Source organism: Porticoccaceae bacterium LTM1, assembly GCA_030252795.1.
Lineage (GTDB): Bacteria > Pseudomonadota > Gammaproteobacteria > Pseudomonadales > Porticoccaceae > SCSIO-12696.
The window spans coordinates 2,143,113-2,165,024 of record CP127080.1 but is presented as its reverse complement, the minus strand read 5'-3'; the positions used below and the strand labels follow the sequence as shown (position 1 = coordinate 2,165,024).

Below are 21,912 nucleotides of genomic sequence, written 5' to 3'. Positions count from 1 at the left end.
GAGATTTATGAGTATATTTCAAGAGTCATATCTATTGGCATTGGCAGCCCAGAATTCCTATTTAAATATTGATAATGATAGCTACACCTACACAGATCTTAGTGAGGAAGGGTTTGAATTTGATAGCTCATTCGATGATTCTGAAACGGGTTTTAAGGCTGCTATCTGGAAAAATTCCACTACTGGTGAAGTTGTTGTTTCGTTGCGCGGCACTGATATGGAAAGTGCCCAGGATTGGTACACTAATCTCAATTATGGGGTTAACCAATGGAGAAGTGATAAGTATAAAGATCTGCTTAGCCAGATACTAGATTTGAAGAGTGGGGATGTAGATGGAATAGAGTACAGCTCATTTGATATTACAGGTCATAGCCTAGGAGGCGCACTAGCGCAATTTGCCTATTATGACTTATTAATTGATCCCTTGGGTAACGAATTTAATTTTTCGATAGATGATCTATCACTGACAACATTCAACTCACTAGGTGGAGAAGCAGGGATTCTAAAGCGGATAGAAGAGAATTCTGAATACAAGGTCTATGATGAATCCCAATTTATAGGTGGTAAAATCTCTCACTACCGATATGGTGATGACGGAGTAATCCTGTTGGGTGATGGTCATATTGGCGGTGAAATCCTGCAGATTGAAGCCTCTAGCGAAAAGAATGTACTTGATTATCACGGTATGTCAAATTTCACTGGGTTGGGTGAATCTGGTGAGAATGACTATGAATATCCTCCTGTTGACTTTTCTACAGCCTATCTAGATCAAGATTTTCAATATTTACAAATATCAAATGCACAAATAACAGCATCAATTTTAGCTAGTGCTCAGGGGGATGATTCGACATTTAGTGAGCTCGAAGCTGTTGGTCGATTGCTGGTTGGACTTATACCTGCATTTTTAACTGGAACAGAGCAAGAAATAAGAGATATACAAGAAGCCTTTGTTCCGCATTGGTCGTTCGATCTATATGAGTTTTTTTCAGAGCAGAGAGAACGATTAACAACTTACGATGAAAATTCAATAGCATCTCTAGCTGAAGTCGGGCAAGCAGTCTACTTACTGGCTGTTCATCTTGAAAATTCTTCAGCTGAGGATGGATTCTCTATTAGAGAGTCTATTTACGCTGCATCTTTGCTCGCATGGGGTTATGAAAAGATGAAAGAGTCGATAGATGCTGTGATTTCATCGGATGTTTTGTTGGAGTTTTTACAGTCAGAACTTTATAAGTGGGCCGAAAATGAAAGAGCTGAAGCAATAAATAAACTGTTTTCTTCTGGAGCAGAAAATCAGTTGCTACTTACGACTCTTTATGGTTCTCAAAAATCAGATCATTTGTCCCAGATCGATGGTCCCTCAGAAGCGCTATTTGAGAGTCGTTATGAGATATATGGCTTTGAAGGAAATGATACTTTAAGAGGAGGCGGGTATCAGGACTCTATATATGGTGGTTCTGGTGTTGATTTTCTCTATGGTCTAGGGTCAGAAGATTATCTTGAGGGTGGAAAGGATAATGATCACCTTTATGGCGGAGAGGGTGATGACAGGCTCAGTGGTGGTGAAGGTTCGGATGTTTTTTACTATAACACAGGGGATGGACAGGACTGGATTATTGATGGAGATACTGGAGGTGACAGGATTGTTGTTAATGACGTCGATCTATCTTCAGTATCATTCAAGAAAGTCAGCGAATTCTCTGAAATATACGAGTCGGAAGATCAGTTAATACACCTCTTTATGGGGAGTAGTGATGGTGCCAGCCTTGTTCGTCTTTCTGGTGCTGAAAATGGATCAATTACCCTGGTAGGCTTTGTTGATGGTGATTATGGAATAACGCTCTCTCCAGAAGTCGAAGATCATACTCCACCCGATATAGATCCATTGGCATTGATAGTCTCTTCGGACTACTCAATCCCCGTGGACTTTGATGGAGATGGTGAATTGGATAAAGCTGATTATCTTCAGATTTATCGGTCTTCGATAGTAAATTCCAGATCCCTTATAGTAAGTACAGAAATACTCGAGTCCTATCAAAATATTATTGCTGATTCAAATTCTCTAAATGAGTTCACTATTGGAGGGAAATATTTCATATATGAAGGAGGCGCTGCCTCAGATCAACTTGTTGGGGGGATACTGCAAGATAGGTTGTTGGGGAGTGGTGGTCAGGATGAGGTTCACGGCGGTTTGGAAGATGACCACTTGAGTGGTGGTAAGGGCAGTGATTTCCTGTATGGCGAAGATGGTGACGATCGCATTTGGGGGGATTCAAATTATTCGGTCGCTGGTTCTTTAGATCCCAAAGTATACTCTCCAGATGCTGGTATAACTGATGAAAATCTTGAGGATAGTGATTTTATTAGTGGGGGAGCTGGAGACGATTCCTTGTCCGGAGGTAGTTATCGAGATTATATATTTGGTGACGAAGGCGAAGATGAAGTTGCCGGAGGCGCAGGTGATGACATGTTATCCGGGGGAAGTGGTTCTGACATTATATATGGTGACTCAAGAATTATTGAAAATACGTTTTGGGATCCGGCCTTTGATCCTGATCATGATTATATTTTGTGGGGAACTCAGTTAATAAACTCTTCCATTGAAGGGCTTTCCTATAACGACACTATTGATGCTGGAGACGGTAATGACAAGGTTAGTGGGGAATTGGGTGATGATCTGATTCAGGGAGGTGCAGGTGATGATCGGCTATTTGGTGATCGATCAAATAATGAAGCATGGTATCCCGGTATTGACTATGGGTCTATTCCAGTAGCCTGGATCGATTCACTTGGCGTTTCTTACAGTGATCTACCCTCTTTATTACATGGTAATGATGTTCTCTATGGAGGCGCAGGTAATGACTTTATCCAAGGGAATCTTGGTGATGACATAGCATCAGGAGGGACCGAAGATGACATTATTTGGGGAGATGATCAGTTTACTGATGGAGCACTACATGGAAATGATGTGCTAAGTGGCGACGCCGGCCTGGATGTAATTTTCGGAAACGGAGGAAATGATCAAATACATGGAGGTGCTGACGATGATCAGCTCTGGGGGGATGATCTAAACCTGTCAGGTCAATACCATGGTAATGATGTGCTTCGCGGTGATGAAGGAGGTGACCAGTTGGCAGGTAATGGTGGTCATGATTCTTTATATGGTGGAGATGGTAATGACACTCTTTGGGGAGATGATGTTTTAGGTGTAGGAGTTGTTACAGAAGAGCAGTATCAGGGAAATGATCAGCTCTTTGGAGAATCAGGTGACGACCAGCTAGTAGGTGGGTACGGTAATGACTGGCTTGATGGCGGTGATCACAACGATACCTTGTTTGGCGAAGGCGGTGATGACCAATTAATAGGTGGCTCTGGCAATGACCATCTGGAAGGTGGTGAAGGTGATGACACTCTGGAAGGTGGTTATGGTGATGATGCACTTCTGGGTGGTGAAGGGGATGATACCTTATCTGGTGGTATGGGGGGTGATCAGCTTCAGGGAGGGGCAGGTAATGATACGTACATTATTGGCGTTGATGATCAGGGAGATACCATCTGGGATAACGAAGGAAGTAATACAATTAAATTCACCAATAACTTTTCTATTGACAGTATTTTGTTTGATCAAACAAGTAATCCTGGATATACAAATATATTGACCAGTTATTACTTGAATGAAAATGGGCAAAAAATATGGAATACAGGTGTTGTACTTCGTAATTCGCACTTTGCGTCTTTTAATGAAGTGATTTTGGGTGAGTCTGTATACGATACGGATGATCTGCTTACAGCATTCTCACGAAGAGATGGCGGGGAATTTTATGGAACCAATGGCGATGATGATCTTTCTGCAGGGTCAAAGTCAGTCTATTTTTATGGTGGGTCAGGTAATGATGTTATAAATGGAAGCACAAGTGATGATCACCTTTTTGGTGATGGTGGGGATGATAGGATATTCGGTGGAGAAGGAGATGACTACCTGGTTTCAGGGTTGGGAAATAATATCCTATCTGGAGGAGAAGGTCTTGATAATCTCGTAGGTGGTGATGGTAATGAAACCATTTATTATGATGCTGGAGATGGGTCGGACTTATATAATGCAAATTCAACTAGTGATACTGACTTTGACAGGCTGGTAATTGGCCCTGGGTTATCGTCAGAAGATCTTGTCGTTAAATCAAATGATCGATCAGATTTAATTCTCGAAAGTAAAATAGATTCTTCAGATAAGTTTACAGTTTCGGGTTACTTTGGGCATGGGGATGTTCCCAACTCTAACCCTTATCTGGAAGTTGTGGAGTTTGTGGATTCTAGTGGAAGCATTCTTGAGTCATGGACGTTCGACGATATTATAAATCGAGCAAATCAAGGTGGAATAAATGATGACTATCTGACTGGATTTAACTGGTCAGATATGCTGGATGGTGGAGAAGGCGATGATGTTCTACGTGGGCTCAGAGGAGATGATACTCTCCTTGGTGGCTCAGGTAATGACCACATTGAAGGAGGGTACGATAACGATATATTGGTCGGTGGCGAGGGAGAGGATCGACTAATTGGCTCGTATGGAATGGATCTTTTAGATGGAGGTGCTGGAGATGACCTCCTGGAAGGAGGGGAGGGTGATGATGTTTATGTGTTTAGTCGATTATCTGGCAGGGATGAAATAAAAGAAGTTGGATCTGATCACAATGTTATTCATTTTGAAAATGGAATAGCAGAAGAGGAGGTAAATATCCGTTTTGACTATAGCGGTAGCCTGAGAGTTTGGTTGTCCGGGGAAGATTTTATTACAGATCGGCTAGTAATCAACAGCTTTTACACTTATACAATTTCTGAGTTTGTCTTCTTTGATCCAAATGGTGAAGAGGTCGCGAGATGGGATTCGAACCATATTTTATCCACTGCGTACAATACGTTAGATGAATATGGTGTTTCTTATGGGTCCAGGGGGGATGATGTTATATATGGGACTGATCAAAACGATATTATTAGATCAGGTCAGGGGAATGATACTGTTTATGGTGAAGATGGAGACGATGACCTCTCAGGGGGGTATGGAGACGATGATATAACGGGTGGTTTCGGTAATGATATTATTCGTGGAGAGGTGGGTAGTAATGTTTATCGCTATGCGCTTGGTGATGGAAACGATGTAATTATTACTGACAGGTATGATTCAAATGATCTCATTCTCTTTGATAGCTCTGTTTCTCTTTCAGATGTAAAGTTTGAAAGATCTACTTACTCTACTAACTCTAGTTTTGGACTGCATAATTCTCTCAAAATCACCTTTGAAGGTCACGAGGGTTCTGTTCTGTTGGCTGGATATTTAGATTTATCAAGCTTTCAGGGGGTTCGTTTTGGTGATGGTCCGTTGCTTTCAAGAAATGATATTGAAGACTATCTCAATACCCCTACTGATGAATCCGATATTCTGATTTCTAATTCAAGAAACTCTGTTTTGGATGGGGGTGCTGGAGATGACACCCTTGTAGGGTGGGCCGGAGATGATGTATTTATCTTTGGTGAAGGCTATGGGAGTGACCAAATTTCTGATGTGAATCTATTGGATAACGATGTAATACGCCTGATTGGCGGTATTTCTCCTGAAGATATCAAAATGTCTCGTTCTGAAAATAAACTCGTTATCGAGATATTGGGTACTAATGATGTATTAACTGTTTCTGATTTCTATAAAACCAGATATGCGCCATCCGTCTTTATCTCATCGATTGAATTTTCGGACCCAGAAGGCACTATTTGGGATGACACCTATATTGTTAATAGGCTATCTAACCCATCGTCAGGTGATGATTTTTTATATCTTACCGTAGATGACGACACAATAGACCTAATGTCTGGTGATGATGTTGTATATGCCGATAGTGGAAATGATGTGATTTATGGTGGATCTGGGAATGACATAATCCGAGGGGATAGAGGTAATGATCATCTCCATGGTGATGAAGGTGACGACAAGCTTTTTGGTGGTGACGACACAGATTATCACTATTGGGGAGTTGGTGGTGGTCACGATATTATTTTCTCTGGATCAGTAACTAAGTTTCAGTATGACTCTGATGGGAACCGGCGTCCATTTGACTACTTGATTATCGAAGGTGAGGGAGTGTCGTGGGGTGATGTTCTGTTGGAGCAGGTGGATGATGATCTGGTTATTTCTTTTTCTGAAAATGTATCCAACGGTCAAGATGATTCAGCGAGAATTGCAGGATATTTCAACGACGGAGATAACCAATTAAAACGTATATATATTGGTTCGTTAAGTGGGGCAAGTTATACGCACACGGATGTAATGAAAAAGCTTAATGAGCAGCTTTATACAAACTTGGTTACTTCCGGCGATGATCATATTGTCGTTGTAGATAATGGATTTGGAGTGGAGCTTCACGCAGAAGCAGGTAATGACACGATAATAGGTGCAAGCTCTACGGATCGTCTTTATGGGGATGATGGGGACGACACACTTTCTGGTGGTGGAGAAAGAGATTATCTTTACGGCGGTAATGGCCAAGATACTCTGGAAGGTGGAGAAGGCAATGACTACCTAGAGGGCAGTGAAGGGAGTGATGCGCTTCTGGGTAATGGGGGTAACGACCAAATACATGGAGGCTCAGATGATGATCAGCTTTGGGGAGATGATCTAATCCTGCCTGGAAATTACCATGGTAACGATGTACTACATGGTGATGAAGGAAGAGACCAGTTAGTTGGTAATGGAGGTCATGACGTTCTGTATGGTGGTGATGGTGATGACAGTCTATGGGGTGATGACATTTTGGTCGCCGGAGTTAATACGGAAGAACTCTACCAGGGAGATGATCAAATCTATGGTGAGTCAGGTAATGATTACCTGTCTGGTGGAAATGGCAATGATTGGCTTGAGGGAGGGGATAACAATGATACGCTGTTTGGTGGCGCTGGAGATGATCATTTAATTGGCGGTTCGGGTAATGATACTTATGTATTTGGCTTTGGTGATGGCACAGATACCGTTGATAACAATGATACAACATCCGATCGAAAAGATATTTTGCAATTCTCTTATGGTGTAAACCCTGGTGATGTTCAGGTTATGCAAGTAGGAGATGATTTGGTTTTACAGCTCAACTCTCAAGATGAAATTACCGTAAAGGGACATTTTATTCGCAAAGGAAAGTATGCTAACGATTCGATACTCAATGAAGTGCATTTTTCTGACGGTACAGTATGGGATTTGAGCTATATCGACTCTCTTATAGGTCAAGATTCCTCAGGAAACTATACCTTAATTGGAAGTGAAGGGGATGACACCATTCAAGGATTTGGGGGTTCAGATAGTCTGGAGGGACAGGGTGGATCTGATTCTCTAAATGGTGGGGCTGGAGATGATGTTCTCGTTGGTGGAACAGGTGATGACTATTTGGCGGGAGGCAAAGGTAACGATACCTATCTTTATACGGCAGGTGATGGTAGTGATGTCATTGATAATGGTAGTTTTGATGACTCAGCTATCGATGTCCTTTCTTTTGATTCGTCGATATTAGCTTCGGATGTTACCCCAAACCGTGTGCAGTCAAATCTTGAACTAATTTTGAATTCTGGAGAAACGATAACGGTCCTGTCTTATTTTGAGGATGGTCAAGCACTGGAAGAAATTCGTTTTTCGGGTGGTAGCTATTGGTCCCCTTCAGATATTGATTTGATGGTCACACCTAATGCATTGCCTGTTGCTGGTGAAGATGGAGGTGTGACAGATGAAGATACGTCGATAGTCTTTTCCTTTGACACGCTGTTGGCAAATGATAGTGACGCAGATGGCGATCCACTGGAAATCGTATCATTCACAAGTGCACTGAATGGTGTAGTGTCAGCAGACTTTACTGCGGAAACTATTACCTTTACGCCGATATCAGATTTCAATGGTATAGCTTCATTTGAATACGAACTCTCAGATGGTAAGGAGTCTTCAAGTGGAATGGTGACCCTGGTCGTAAACCCAGTTAATGATGCACCCATCGTTATGGCAGATTCCACGCAAACCTATATGGATCAGGCTTTGCTTATTAGTACTGATTCAGTGTTGTTAAATGATATCGATGTGGATGGCGATATTCTCCAGCTTAGTGGGGTATCTAATGCGTACAATGGTAGCGTTTCCTATGACTCGGATTCGGGAGTGATCACTTTTACTCCAAGTGCAGGGTTCACTGGAAGTGCAGGATTTACCTATGAGGTAAGCGATGGTGCTGAGCTTGTATCTGGGGCGGTTGGTGTGACAGTTTCAGTACCAAATACACCACCATCGACTATGCCGGATTCCCTTTCAACACTAGATAATCAGTCAATTATCATTGCGATTGACCAACTGTTGTCCAATGACTCAGATGCAGATGGGGATATATTAACAATCGCTGCAATCAATGGGGTTGCAAATGGCGATGTCTTCTGGGATCAAGGGGCTGGAACGCTAACCTTTGATCCGGCAGCCGACTTTATTGGGGCTGCATCATTCAATTACTCCGTTACTGATGGTCAAGTGACCGTTGTGGAAAGTGTATCTGTAAATGTGGGCATTGACTCTTCTATTGCTGGCACTCAAATAGGTACGGGTGCCTCGGATCAGATAAACGGTGGGAATAAGGTCGATCGCCTGTTTGGTGTCAGTGGTGATGACACCTTGTTTGGTGGTAGTGGCAATGATCTTCTGAATGGTGGAGAAGGAAACGATACTCTACAGGGCGATGTAGGTGATGATATCTATGTGTTTGCTTTGGGAGATGGCAATGACACTATTGTAAATGGCACGTCAAAGAAAACCGATGTAGATGCCCTTCGCTTTGCAGGAGATATCACTTCAGAGATGTTGCAGTTTTCACGGCAGGGCGAGGATTTGCTGGTTAGGTTAAATTCAACATCGGATTCTGTACTGATTCAGGACTGGTATATTGATACTGATGCCAAGTTGGAAGAGATTCATACGGCTGATACGGTTCTCTATGATGCGGATATTGAGCACCTGGTCAGTGCTATGGCTTCATTTAATGCACCCTCTGGTGCAGGAACGATAGTTTCTGAGGATCTACATAGGCAGCAGGTAGCTACATTGACCACCGTATGGCAGTCGGCCTAGATGCCTTGACAGACGCATTAAGCGTTTTCTTGATTAGATAGGGGATCCGGAGCTTATACAGGCTCCGGATTTTTTATTAGGCATAGCCTGACAGAATGGCCCTATCCCGCTAAAATACGCAGCTTTTCCTCACCAATTGTACCGATTGGGCGTTAATCAATGATGTGTACACATTTACGTACACAATAGGAGTCTCGTAAGTGGCAGATAGCAAATTTTTCAATGAAATCAACAAGCGCCGCACCTTCGCTATCATTTCCCACCCGGACGCCGGTAAGACCACCATCACCGAAAAGATGCTGCTGTTCGGCAATGCCATTCAGTTGGCGGGCTCTGTTAAGGGTAAACGCGGTCCTCATGCCAAGTCGGACTGGATGAGCATGGAGCAGGAGCGGGGTATCTCGGTAACCTCGTCGGTGATGCAGTTTCCCTATGGTGGCCGCACGGTAAACCTGCTGGATACCCCTGGGCACGAAGACTTCTCCGAGGATACCTATCGCACACTCACTGCCGTGGACTCGGTGTTGATGGTGATTGATGGCGCCAAGGGTGTGGAGGATCGCACCATCAAATTGATGGATGTGTGCCGTTTGCGCGACACACCGATTCTGTCGTTTATCAACAAGATGGACCGCGATATCCGCGACCCGATTGAGGTGATGGACGAGATTGAAGAGGTTCTGAAGATTAAGGCAGCGCCAATCAACTGGCCGCTTGGTATGGGTAAGGAGTTCAAAGGGGTTTATAACCTCTACACCGATACAGTGCATGTCTACAAATCGGGGCAGGGGCACACCATTCCAGAAGACATTCAGATCCAGGGCATCGACAGCGACGAGTTTACCCAGCTGTTGGGTCACTATGCCGACGATGTACGGGAAGAAATTGAACTGGTTCGCGGTGCCTGTCACGAGTTTGATCTGGACGAGTACCGTGCTGGCCACCTGACGCCGGTATTCTTTGGTACTGCTATGGGTAACTTCGGCGTTCGCGAGATGCTCAATGGCTTTGTGGAGTGGGCGCCAGCTCCGATCGGTCGCGATACCGAGCAGCGCCACGTTGAGCCCGCCGAGGAAAAATTCAGCGGCTTTGTGTTCAAGATCCAGGCGAATATGGATCCTAAGCACCGTGACCGCATTGCCTTTATGCGCATCTGTTCCGGTACTTACACCAAAGGCATGAAGATGAAGCACATCCGTATTGGCAAAGATGTAAAAATTGCCGATGCGGTAACCTTTTTGGCTGGTGACCGCTCCCACGTGGAAGAGGCCATCTCCGGAGATATTATCGGCCTGCACAACCACGGCACTATCCAGATTGGCGATACCTTTTCCGAAGGTGAAGATCTGAAGTTCACCGGAATTCCGCACTTTGCACCGGAACTGTTCCGTCGAATTCGACTGAAAGACCCACTCAAGATGAAGCAGCTGCAAAAAGGTCTGCAACAGCTTTCTGAAGAGGGCTCAACTCAGGTGTTCTTCCCGAAAAACAGCAACGACATTGTGGTCGGTGCGGTGGGTGTACTGCAGTTTGAAGTAGTCGCGTACCGCTTGAAGGATGAATACAAAGTTGAAGCCGTCTACGAGCCGGTAAATGTGAATACCGCTCGCTGGGTGGAGTGTGACGATGCCAAGAAACTTGAAGAGTTTCAGCGCAAATGCAAAGAGAACCTCGCCATTGATGGCGGTGGTCACCTGACATATCTCGCGCCGAGTCGTGTTAACTTGAGCCTGACCGAAGAACGTCACCCGGAAGTGAAGTTCCGGGCCACGCGAGAGCACTGATCTTGCGTGTCGCCATGAGCGAAGAAAGGGAGCTTGATTGTAGGGGTGGGATCCTTCGCTTCGCTCAAAATGACATGAAATAATTACTCAGGATGGCAAATTTGCTCCCGTCACTCCCGCGAAAGCGGGAGTCCAAGGGTGACAGTAGCAAAATAGGGGTTATGATTAACCTATGACATCGGACGATATTCCTGCCCATCACCGAGCCCACCGCAGTGGTTTTATCCGCTTGGTTGGCCGAATGCTTCTCAAATTGATGGGGTGGCAGATTGAGGGGCGTGTTCCCGACACCAGAAAACTGATCATTGCCGGAGCGCCTCACACCTCCAATTGGGATTTTGTGGTTGCCATGTCGGTAGTGATGGCGCTGGACCTTCGCGCCAATTGGCTCGCCAAACACACTATTTTTCGTTTTCCGTTTAAAACCCTGTTTTTCAAGCTCGGCGGAATACCGCTGGATCGCAGCAACCCCAAAGGGGTGGCTGAGCAGATGGCAGAGAAAATCCGCGCCAGTGATCAAATGATTATTGGCATTATGCCGGAGGGGACTCGCAAGAAAGTGGAAAAGTGGAAGTCCGGTTTTCTGCGCATAGCCTATGCAGCAGATTGCCCGGTTTTGCTGTCATCACTGGATTTTGACTCCAAAACCGTTCTGTTTGGAGACCTGATCACCGCCCGCGAAGATGTGGATCAGCAACTACTGGAAATCAAAGAGTACTACAGTCAATTCAAACCGAAATACCCGGAAAAGTTTTAGAAAATATTATGCAACCTGATTTAAACGAAATTCTCGAACACGCAAAAAAACTCCTACAAAAGGGCCATAACCAGGATGCCTGGATGTTACTGGCTGAGGTGGTTAACTACGACCCCAAAAACCGTGCAGCACTGATGATGCTGGCGGGTTCTAATTTCAGTAATGGTAATTTTGCCGAATCCAGCAAGTGGTTTGCCAAGCTCGTGGGGTTGGAGCCGGGCGATGGCAAAGCATCTGTGGCGCTGTTTAACAGCCTGTGGAAACAGGGCGAAAAGGAGATGGCTATTGCCGAAATCAAGCGGTTTATCGCCACTGCGGACCGAACCAAAGAACGCGAGACGATTGAGCAGTACCTGAGTTTGGTAGAGCAGTTGGGTATTGAACCGTTGTAGTAAACCAGAAGCCCACTAAATGCTAATGCCCCCTCAGGCAACCTGAGGGGGCATTTTTTTGACTTTTGTCTATGTAAATCTTCTTCGATTACTCCCAGCTTTGATCTATAGCTTCAGAACCCTCTAAGCCCCTCCGTGTGTGTGACCAGGTTTCAAGCTATGGTCGTCTACCTTTGTGTCTGCCTTCTATACTTATTGAGGGAAAAAAGTGCCGCTTCACGTTACTAGTGATGGGATACCGTAAAAGTACAGATATGGCAAAGAAGACAGGCAAAGTCCTATATATGAAAAATCACTCAGAGGTGCATAGAGCGGCTCTGGATGAGGTGATGCGTGATCACGGGCCAGCTTTGAAGCGGTTCCTGCAGGCTCGCTTGGCTCTTGAAGCAGACCGTGAAGATCTGGTTCAAGAGGTCTTTCTAAAGTTGATGACGGTTAAAGATCTGACTGAGAAATTGTCAAAAAGTACAGGCAATACTCGCTCATATCTCTTTGCGATTGCTAACACACTGATCATTGATATGCACCGAAAGTCAGCTGTTCGAAAGTCGGAAGCACACGATAGCTATTCGGATGATATTTTGCCTTCGGAAGACGGTTCTCCGGAAAATTCGGTAGCTGAATCGCAGCTGGTCAATCGATTGCTTGATTGCTTGAACACATTGAAGTCTTCACATAAAAAAGTCTTTTTATTGAATCGATTTATGCAGAAAAGTTGCAGAGAGATTTCTGAAGAGATGGATATATCAGAAACGACAGTTGAGCGATATTTAGCAAGTGCCTTGAAGGTCGTTCGCAAGGAGGTTAAGCGATGAGATCCAGTGAGTATAAAAGTATGAAACACCAACAGGAAAGTCGTGAAGACACTGCTGCTGAATTTGTTTCGGCAATGTATCTGGATCGAATGACTGATGAACGTATCAAATCATTGGACTTATGGCTGGCGTCAGATCCTGAGAATCGTGTTGAGTACCAAAAAGCCCTGGATGCTTGGAACGAAGTTTCTTGTTTGTCTGGTAGCACAGGCCTTGTTGAGGTTCTTGAGTCCAGTCAAAAAAGAAGTTCGCACAAGTTGTTTTCAAGGGTTGCTATGGCGGCCAGCCTTCTATTGGCGGTTGTTCTTACCGGTGTATTGTTTGATAAGCAGAGTGAGCCATCAAATGTTGGTGAATTGGTTCGCTATGAAACTCAAACAGGGGAGCAGCAAACGCTGACACTGCCAGATGGCAGTGTTGCAGTTATCAATACCAATAGTCGTCTTCTGGTGGATTTTAGCGAAAATAGACGCCACTTAATTCTTGATCGAGGGGAGGTTTTCCTCGAAGTTGAAAAGGATGTAAATCGACCTTTTGTGGTGAGTGTTGGTGACACTGCGGTTACTGTGCTTGGTACCAAGTTTAACGTTCTGGCTTCCGGTTTTAATCTGGATGTGGCTGTTGTTGAGGGTGAAGTAGCTGTCCACCCAAAAAATGGGCGTCCGCTTAATAAAAGCAGCGCTGTTGTTTTGTCGAAAGATAATGAGGTGGCTACTGGAAGCCAGTATCGATTACCTGCAGGAATAAGCGCCCGATTTAGAGGGAAGCTTGGTGGGAACGAGTCAACTGTTTCTGTAGCTTCTATTGAGGGTGGTGAGAATTACCCCGCTTGGCGTTACGGTATGTTGCGATTTAATAATCAGCCCTTATATGAAGTTGTCAAAGAGCTTAATCGATACAGTCGCAAAAAGATTTTGATAGAGGACAGTCGAATCATGGATAGGCGCATGAGCGGTGTTTTCAAAATGGATTCTTTTGATGCGATGTTGGAACGGTTCGAGACCATGTTTGACCTTCAGGTCACAATTCACCCTGATCGAATTGTATTAACCGGTTTGGATGCCAATTAATTTACAAATGGCTTGAGGGAATTTTTTCTTGTCTCACGTTATTTAGATTGGTGATGTTTCGCCAATATATAAACTGATAACCAAGAGGTAGGTATGATGAGTTCATCATCAAAATTTCAGAGTAATTGGCCTTCGGCTTTTCGTAAGAGTCAGATTGCAATCGGTGTTGCATCGGCACTGTTGTTTGGGAGTATTAGTGCATTTGCTGGATCTGAAAAACATGAATTGAATATTGCGTCCCAATCAGCAGATCGTGCATTGCTGGAGCTGGCTGAAACCGCCGGCGTACAAATTATTTTTGATCCTGAAAAAATCAAGGGTCATCAGGTTAGGGCAATAACCGGTGATATGACACTCAGTGCTGCCTTGAATCAACTTCTTGATAATACCGGGCTTACCTACCGAATCGGCACTGATAATGTGGTCGAAGTTACGGAAGACGACCGCAAGGAAGAAGGAGGCTCGGAGGTTGTTGAAGAGCTAATTGTTACCGGTACTCTGTTGCGGAATGTCCACCCAACCTCTCCCACCGTTGTTATTGATCGGGATCAAATTGATCGTATGGGGGTCTCGTCTGCCGAAGATATTGTTCGTTCCCTGCCACAAAACTTTTCCAGTTTAAATCGGGCGTCCAGTAATGGCCTTAATCTTGGCCCGGATGGTGCATCTGTGGGGGCGGCAACGCTTTTGGGTAACGCAGCAGCTGACCTGCGTGGTTTGGGTGTGAATTCAACCTTAACATTAGTCAATGGCCGTCGCACCGCGGGTTCACCCATTCTGGAAGGTCAATTTGTCAACCTGTCAACTATTCCAGCATCTGCCATTGAGCGAGTTGAAGTATTGCTCGACGGTGCTTCGGCCATTTACGGTGCCGATGCCGTTGGTGGGGTGATTAACTTTATTTTGCGCAAGGACTATCAAGGCGCTGAAACTGCGGTTCGCATGGAAAGGGGTACCAATGGCGGCGACAAGTTTTCCATCAGCCAACTGTTTGGCATGGGCTGGGATGGTGGCAGTGCCACAGTAACGCTTAGCCTCGACGAAACAAAGTCTGTCTCCATGGGCAAAGCCGGATATACCACCAATGATCTTCGTCCCATGGGTGGTGAAGATTTGAGGTACGATGTCACTGGCGCGACTCAGCCAGGCACTATATATGAGGCAACACCTTGGGGTTCGGCAAGTACACTGATTGGTGCCCTGCCCGAAGGGACAGTGATCAGCGATAATATGTGGGACACCAGCCTGGTGACACCAGAAAATGCTTACCTGGGTTCTGAAGCGACAATTCCATATATGGATACTACGGCCACCACAAAAAATATGTCCTTGTCGGCCAATATTCAGCATCAGTTTACAGATACATTCCAAGTTTATTCAGATATTTTGTACAGCAAAACAGAGAATAAAGGCGACAGATCTTCCACGAGAGGAGTTCTTGTTCCTGCATCGAATGCGTTTAATGCATTCGGCCGAGATGTCTATGTGGATTATGCCTTCTTTAACGAGCAGGCAAATGGATTAATTACACCAAACGTAACTCACACGATTCAGGAGCGCCTAGATCTGACGTTGGGCTTTATTGCGGACTTGCCTGTTCGAGACTGGCAGTTGGATGCCAGTGTTACCTATACCACGGAAGGCAATGACAATAAGGAAACCCGGATTGGTGGTGTTGGCTGGAATCCCAACACTATTTTTCAATCGCTGCTGGCCTCGTCTGACCCCGCCGAAGCCATTAACCTGTTTGGCGATGGTTCCGTGCAATCTCCGCGCCTGGGCGAAACCATGGAAGAAGGCTTTCCTGGTCAACCCGAATCCAATGCTTATTTCCTCAATGCCAAAGTTGAAGGCAGCATTGCTGACCTGAAGGCGGGTGATGTGCGTATGGCACTGGGTACTGAATATCGTATTGATCAGATGGATTACACCGATGCGACATCAATAGGAATTAATCTGGATTACAGTCAGCCAGGTTATGTAGGGGTAGATACGATCCTCAAACCAGAGCGCAAAGTTACAGCGCTGTTTACTGAGTTGTCCGTTCCCGTCGTCGGTGAAGCCAATGCCATGACCGGCATGCAGTCTCTGATGTTTACTTTCGGTGGCCGCTGGGAAGAGTACGATGTGGTTGATGCCGATAAGAAGTTCAGTCACTTCAGCCCGAAAGTAGGCATGCGTTGGGCATTAACCGATGAACTGGTTGTTCGCTCAACCTGGGGCGAGTCTTTTAGGGCGCCAGGTTATGACGATCTAATTGGGGATCAGACGATACTGAGTTCACCTTATTTGTCTGTTATAGATATCTATGATCCCAGTGGTACTCCTACGCCACGAAATTATGTGCTGTACTATGGCGGTAATATCAACTTAAAACCGGAAGTGTCGACGTCATTTTCAGCTGGATTTGACTGGACGCCAGTAGCTATTGATGGATTGGCGGTAAATGTAACGTACAACAAAGTGGAGTTTGAGGACCGGATTACAGACTTGAATACATTTAGCTATCCAGCTGATGTTGTACTGACCAATCCGGAGTTTGCCATTCGTGATTCCGATGGATACCTCATTGCATTGAATCAGTCCCCTATTAATGTGGCAAAACGAAACAGCGAATCACTGGATATTAATCTAAGCTACAGCTTTGATACCAATGTCGGTAGTTTTAAGGCCGGGTTGAATGGTGTCAGAACCCTCAAGCTGGAAGATGTGATTACTGATGGTGCAGAACCTTATCAGCGCGATGAGACCCAATTGGGGCCTGATAAATGGAAGTTGAGAGGATCATTGAGTTGGAGCCAAGGTAACTATGGGGCGGATCTGTTTGTAACGCACTCCACCAGTTACACCAATATTCAAATCAGTAGCTGGGATCCTTCGCCCAATGATGTGGAAGCTTATACCACTGTTGATTTAACTGGCTATTACCACGGTGACAATGGTTGGAGCTATAGCTTCGGTGCTCGGGACTTGTTCCATGCAGGCAAGCCTTTTGTCAACAGGACATTTGGCCAATGGGATAACAGCCGGGTTGACCCGAACGGACGTAATGTCTATCTGGAAGTGAAAAAACACTTTGATCTTTAATCAGTTGTAACCATAGAGGTGTTTGGCGCAAATTTTGCCAAACGCCTCTTTGTCGTTGAGTAAATAATTTTTTAGAGGATGCTATGAAAAAGGTACTGATCGCCTTGGGGTTGACGCTGGTTTCCTGCGCAGTGTTTGCAGAGGGAATGACTTTCTTTTACGGCAGTTTTGACGAAGCGTTGGCCAAAGCCAAAGCAGAACAAAAGCTGCTTTTTGTGGATGTTTACACCGACTGGTGCGGCCCCTGCAAGATGATGGCAAACAATGTGTTTCCCAGTAAGGGGGTTGGTGATTTTTATAACCAAAATTTTATTAACTACAAAGTGGATGCGGAAAAGGAACAAGGCCCTGAGCTGATTGAGCGCTATCCGGCAGAGGGTTACCCCACATACTGGTTTATCAATGGCAATGGCAAGTTGGTAAAAAGTAAAGCGGGCGCTATGTCCGCACAACTGTTTATTGAGTTGGGTCGTGAGGCGCTGGGGCAATCAATTTCTTACGAGGATTTGCAGGCCCGTTATGACAACGGTGAGCGCAGTGCCGAATTAATGCAAAAAATGTTGCTTAAAGCACCGTTGTATTCCCAAAAATTTGAGCGTGGCAGTGAGGCGCAAACTTCTTTTTGGGATGGTATCAGCGAAATGAGTCAGAAATATTTTGAATCTCGTTCGTTGGATGAATTGATTAATGCCACCGATTTTTCGTTGATTAAAACCTATCTGGATGGCCCAAATCGTGGGCAGCGTGTGCCGGAATTAGTGTTCAGTCATTATGATCAGTTTGCCAATGTGGCTCCTGAAGCCGAATTGTCCAGCTATATATTGCGAACCAATAATCTGACAATTCATAAGTTGGCCCGAAAGGGTGATGAAGGATACCTGAAGTATGTCGAAGAGATTCGCACTAATAATGCTATTAAGAAAGCAAGTGCTTACTCCAAAGAGCATGCAGAAAAAGACGATAAATTTTCTCAGTTGGACAGCTATGAAGTGATGAGGCTGGCCGGTGGTCTTGGATATTACCCCGCCAAAGGCGATTGGAAGCAATACGCCAATTTCAGTGAAGAGTATCTGGCACTACAGCAATCAGTTGGCGCGGAAACTGCCTTCGACTATATCCATCCGGTCGCCAGTATTTTGGATTCCTGTGAGGATATGGAAGTTTTGAGACGATTTGAGGTAATGGCTCGGCAGGGTTACGAAATGGACAAGCAAGTTTATATTTTGGCCATCTATGGGAAATTGCTCGCCAAGTTGGGTGAAAAGGAAAAAGCAAAAGCAGTGCTGGAAGAGGGGCTTGCTCTGAACCCGGAGGGTGAGGGGAGTTTTATAAAGCAAATTAAAGAGTCATTGAAAGCGCTGTAATTTTACAGACAGAAATACATTTTTCAGGTTTTTAATAGACCTAATTAGTGAGGGATAAAAGATGAAATTGTGTGGTTTTTCATGGGTTGTTGCCGCGGGAGTGGCTACTGCGTTATCAGGTTGTGCGAATGAAAAGGCCAGTTCGCACTTGACACAGTTAACTCCTGCACATCAGGGCGAGATGGGTTTTCCGATATTTGAACAGCCAAATATTCCAGGTGCGCCTAAGCTGGCCTCTCCAATTATGCTGATGGCGGGCGACGAGCCGGTTAAAACCGGAAAGCATGGCTTGGCAGCTCCTGCATTGTGGGACTGGGACGGCGATGGCAAGCGCGACCTGCTGGTGGGGGAATTTGAAACGGGCGATGTGGATTTAAAAGAAGCGGGTTCCACGGTGCGGGTGTATCGCAATATCGGCACAGATACAAAGCCTGAATACGATAAAAATTGGACGTATGCCCGTGATACTGAAGGCAATGTGCTGGTGGTACACCAGTGGTGTTGTATTGGGTTTACCCCGCAATTTGTCGACCTGAACCACGATGGTTATCAGGACATGATCACCGGCCAGTATAGCCCGGGAGAGGTGACCTGGTTTCGCGGCAGCAAAGAAGGTTTTCTGCCAGGCATCAAGCTGGAGCAATATGGCGATCCGTCCTCAAATGGTTTTGATGGCGAAGTGACTGACCCGGAGTCTTTCGAGTATTGGCATTATTCGTCTGCCAGCTTTGGTGACCTGACTGGTGACGGTTTGGAGGATCTCGTTGTTGGAGGTTCCGCGTTGCGTATCAGTCCTAATATTGGTACCAAAGCCGAGCCAAAGTTTGGCAAGCGAGAGTTGCTGTTGGATATCCATGGTCAGCCGCTGAAGATGGGCCAATGGACTTCAGAAAAAATCGAACAACAGCGCTCAGAACATGGATACAGCGAGGATTGGGAGCCGTCTGTGTCAGGGTCTGCGAAAATTCAGATGGTGGTTGTGGACTGGGACAGTGACGGTGTGTTGGATATTCTGGCAACGGATATGTACCGCAATGACACCAGTATGGCCGTTGGATTTTTTCGAGGCGTTAAAACCGCTGAAGGCCACCGTTTTGAGCCGGGTATCGATTTATTGCCTGCCAAAGGTGGGATTAAAGCCTTGCCAGGCTCCGGGAATCGGGTTTATGTGGATGACTGGAACAAGGATGGTGTTAAAGACCTGATTATTGGTGCCAGTGTGGCAACACTTAACGGTGTGTTTAGTGATGAATTATCTTGGCAATGGGAAAATGTTACTGGTGTACAGAGTGCAGGAAAAGACCCGGGGCGCATGAGTGATGAACAAAAGAAAGAAGCCATCGAGAAACTTAATGATCCAAAGCAGGGTGCTTTTATCAAGGCATACTATCTTGGGAAAACCGACAATATAGCCAATATCGATATGATACATCAGGGCCGTATTTACGTGATGCTGGGCAAAAAGGATTAATGCTTTTCTGTTTATTCATTGCTAATGAATGGCGAAGTTTTCTAGAGAGAATGAAATAACCAGATTGGTGATTTTAATGAAGAGAAAATTGCTAACCCCTATTCTTGCCTTAGGAGTAATCGTTTCGGCTAATGCGGAGACAGTTCATCAAGGTGAGATGGGTTTTCCAGAATTTGAACAGCCTGTTGTTCAAGGTGCTCCAAAACTGCAAAGGCCAGTTATGTTAATGGCTGGAGATCAACCCGTTAAAACCGAAAAGCATGGCCTGGCTGCACCCGCTCTGTGGGACTGGGACGGCGATGGCAAGCGCGACCTGCTGGTGGGAGAATTTGAAACCGGTGATGTGGATTTAAAAGAAGCCGGTTCCACTGTGCGTGTGTATCGTAATATTGGTACAGACGCCAAGCCTGAATACGATAAAAACTGGATCTATGCCCGTGATACCAACGGTAATGTTCTGGTTGTACACCAGTGGTGTTGTATCGGCTTTACGCCACAATTTGTCGACCTCAATCACGATGGTTATCAGGACATGATTACCGGGCAGTACCATCCTGGAGAGGTGACTTGGTTCCGCGGTAGTAAAGAGGGTTTTCTGCCAGGCATCAAGCTGGAGCAGTATGGTTATCCGTCCTCCAAAGGCTTTGGTGGCGGAGTGACGAACCCTGAGTCTTATAATTATTGGCATTACTCCACCGCCAGCTTTGGTGACCTGACTGGTGATGGTTTGGAGGATCTCGTTGTTGGGGGTTCCGCGTTGCGTATCAGCGCCAATGTTGGTACCAAAGCCGAGCCAAAGTTTGGCAAGCGAGAGCTGCTGTTGGATATCCATGGCCAGCCATTGAAAATGGGTCACTGGACTTCAGAAAAAATTGAGCAACAGCGTTCAGAATTTGGATATAGCGAGAATTGGGAGCCGTCTATATCAGGGGCTGCGAAAATTCAGATGGTGGTTGTGGACTGGGACAGCGACGGTGTGCTGGATATTCTGGCAACGGATATGTACCGCAGGGACACCAGTATGGCCGTTGGGTTTTTCCGGGGCGTTAAAACCGCTGAGGGCCACCGTTTTGAGCCGGGTATCGATTTATTGCCTGCCAAAGGTGGGGTTAAAGCCTTGCCGGGTTCCGGGAATCGGGTTTATGTGGATGACTGGAACAAGGATGGTGTTAAAGACCTGATTATTGGCGCCAGCATTGTTACTGTAAATGGCGGAGAATTCAGCAGCGAGTTGACTTGGCAGTGGGAAGCCGTGAATGGTGTTGAAAGCGCGGGCAAGGATATGGGGCGGCGGGAGAAACCGGCGCTTGATGGCTTTATTTACTTGAAAGAAGACAATGGTTTTTCAGAAGAAAAAATTAAAGGTATTTATCAAATGGCTTTGGGTTACTGGAACCGGACTCAAGCCAAATATACCGATATGGGTAAGACGGATTGGCTGACCATGCGTCACCAGGGCCGTGTATATGTTCTTTTGGGTGAGGATACGGGTACCAAAGCTATAGCTCATCAATTATCGACAGATAATAGTGCCGACAAGCCAAAGCCCAAAAAGAAAAAGCGCAAACTGCCGGTGCAATATCATGTTGCAGATTCTGCGACGGTAAAGCCGGGCGAATTTTTGAATGTCGCGGTTACTCTGGATGTAAATGAAGGCTGGTATATCTACGCACCCACTGGCCGCAATGAGCTACATGGTATGGCAGAAACTAATATCACCTTCGAGTTGCCGGAAGGCTTTGAGTTGGCGGGTGATATGGTACTGCCAGAACACCATGCTAAAGGGATGTATGAAGTGTACGACGGCAAGGGCATTGAGCTGATCCAGCACATCAAAGTGGCTGATACGGTGGCAGCGGGTGAATACACCATCAACGGTAAACTGAGTTACCAGACCTGCAATGCCGAAATGTGCCTGCCGCCTCGCACTGAAGCTATAGCAGTCAAGATTGTTGTGGAATAGGCTGGGATAAGCCAATTTGTGTGACTGCTAATTCAAAAAGTCGTCATTTTGGAAAGTGTTATTAAGGCTAACTTTT

At 45.5% G+C, this 21,912-nt stretch carries 10 protein-coding genes; all 10 read left to right on the top strand.

Going from position 1 to position 21,912, the window contains the following annotated elements:
- Positions 1–7 precede the first annotated feature (7 nt).
- Entirely contained in the window at positions 8–9,133 is a 9,126-nt protein-coding gene (locus tag QP938_09495; GenBank protein WIO73533.1) for a tandem-95 repeat protein, read from the top strand.
- Between the two features lie 200 nt (positions 9,134–9,333).
- Positions 9,334–10,917 (top strand): peptide chain release factor 3, encoded by a 1,584-nt coding sequence (locus tag QP938_09490; protein WIO73532.1) that lies wholly within the window; start codon positions 9,334–9,336, stop codon positions 10,915–10,917.
- A gap of 172 nt (positions 10,918–11,089) precedes the next feature.
- Positions 11,090–11,674 carry a lysophospholipid acyltransferase family protein gene (locus tag QP938_09485; GenBank protein ID WIO73531.1) on the top strand — a complete coding sequence of 195 codons (585 nt, stop codon included), beginning with the start codon at positions 11,090–11,092 and terminating at the stop codon, positions 11,672–11,674.
- Between the two features lie 8 nt (positions 11,675–11,682).
- Positions 11,683–12,066, top strand: coding sequence for a hypothetical protein (locus tag QP938_09480; GenBank protein ID WIO73530.1), 384 nt, complete (start codon positions 11,683–11,685; stop codon positions 12,064–12,066).
- A 254-nt stretch (positions 12,067–12,320) separates the two neighbouring features.
- A complete protein-coding gene (locus tag QP938_09475; GenBank protein ID WIO73529.1) occupies positions 12,321–12,881 on the top strand; it encodes an RNA polymerase sigma factor in 561 nt (186 codons plus the stop codon).
- Between the two features lie 20 nt (positions 12,882–12,901).
- Positions 12,902–13,951: a FecR domain-containing protein gene (locus QP938_09470; protein WIO73528.1), complete on the top strand. Its 1,050-nt coding sequence runs from the start codon at positions 12,902–12,904 to the stop codon at positions 13,949–13,951.
- A 93-nt stretch (positions 13,952–14,044) separates the two neighbouring features.
- Positions 14,045–17,038, top strand: a complete 2,994-nt coding sequence (locus tag QP938_09465; GenBank protein WIO73527.1) for a TonB-dependent receptor — start codon at positions 14,045–14,047, stop codon at positions 17,036–17,038.
- Positions 17,039–17,121: 83 nt separating this feature from the next.
- Entirely contained in the window at positions 17,122–18,402 is a 1,281-nt protein-coding gene (locus QP938_09460) for a thioredoxin family protein (GenBank protein WIO73526.1), read from the top strand.
- Between the two features lie 61 nt (positions 18,403–18,463).
- Positions 18,464–19,873, top strand: coding sequence for a VCBS repeat-containing protein (locus QP938_09455; GenBank protein ID WIO73525.1), 1,410 nt, complete (start codon positions 18,464–18,466; stop codon positions 19,871–19,873).
- A 76-nt stretch (positions 19,874–19,949) separates the two neighbouring features.
- Entirely contained in the window at positions 19,950–21,836 is a 1,887-nt protein-coding gene (locus QP938_09450) for an FG-GAP-like repeat-containing protein (GenBank protein ID WIO73524.1), read from the top strand.
- The last annotated feature ends 76 nt before the right edge of the window (positions 21,837–21,912 follow it).

What these genes read in the sequence shown, in the direction of transcription:
- QP938_09495 (WIO73533.1), top strand. Translation starts at nt 8, where the DNA reads ATGAGTATATTTCAAGAGTCATATCTATTGGCATTGGCAGCCCAGAAT.
- QP938_09485 (WIO73531.1), top strand. Translation starts at nt 11,090, where the DNA reads ATGACATCGGACGATATTCCTGCCCATCACCGAGCCCACCGCAGTGGT.
- QP938_09480 (WIO73530.1), top strand. Translation starts at nt 11,683, where the DNA reads ATGCAACCTGATTTAAACGAAATTCTCGAACACGCAAAAAAACTCCTA.
- QP938_09475 (WIO73529.1), top strand. Translation starts at nt 12,321, where the DNA reads ATGGCAAAGAAGACAGGCAAAGTCCTATATATGAAAAATCACTCAGAG.
- QP938_09470 (WIO73528.1), top strand. Translation starts at nt 12,902, where the DNA reads ATGAAACACCAACAGGAAAGTCGTGAAGACACTGCTGCTGAATTTGTT.
- QP938_09465 (WIO73527.1), top strand. Translation starts at nt 14,045, where the DNA reads ATGATGAGTTCATCATCAAAATTTCAGAGTAATTGGCCTTCGGCTTTT.
- QP938_09460 (WIO73526.1), top strand. Translation starts at nt 17,122, where the DNA reads ATGAAAAAGGTACTGATCGCCTTGGGGTTGACGCTGGTTTCCTGCGCA.
- QP938_09455 (WIO73525.1), top strand. Translation starts at nt 18,464, where the DNA reads ATGAAATTGTGTGGTTTTTCATGGGTTGTTGCCGCGGGAGTGGCTACT.
- QP938_09450 (WIO73524.1), top strand. Translation starts at nt 19,950, where the DNA reads ATGAAGAGAAAATTGCTAACCCCTATTCTTGCCTTAGGAGTAATCGTT.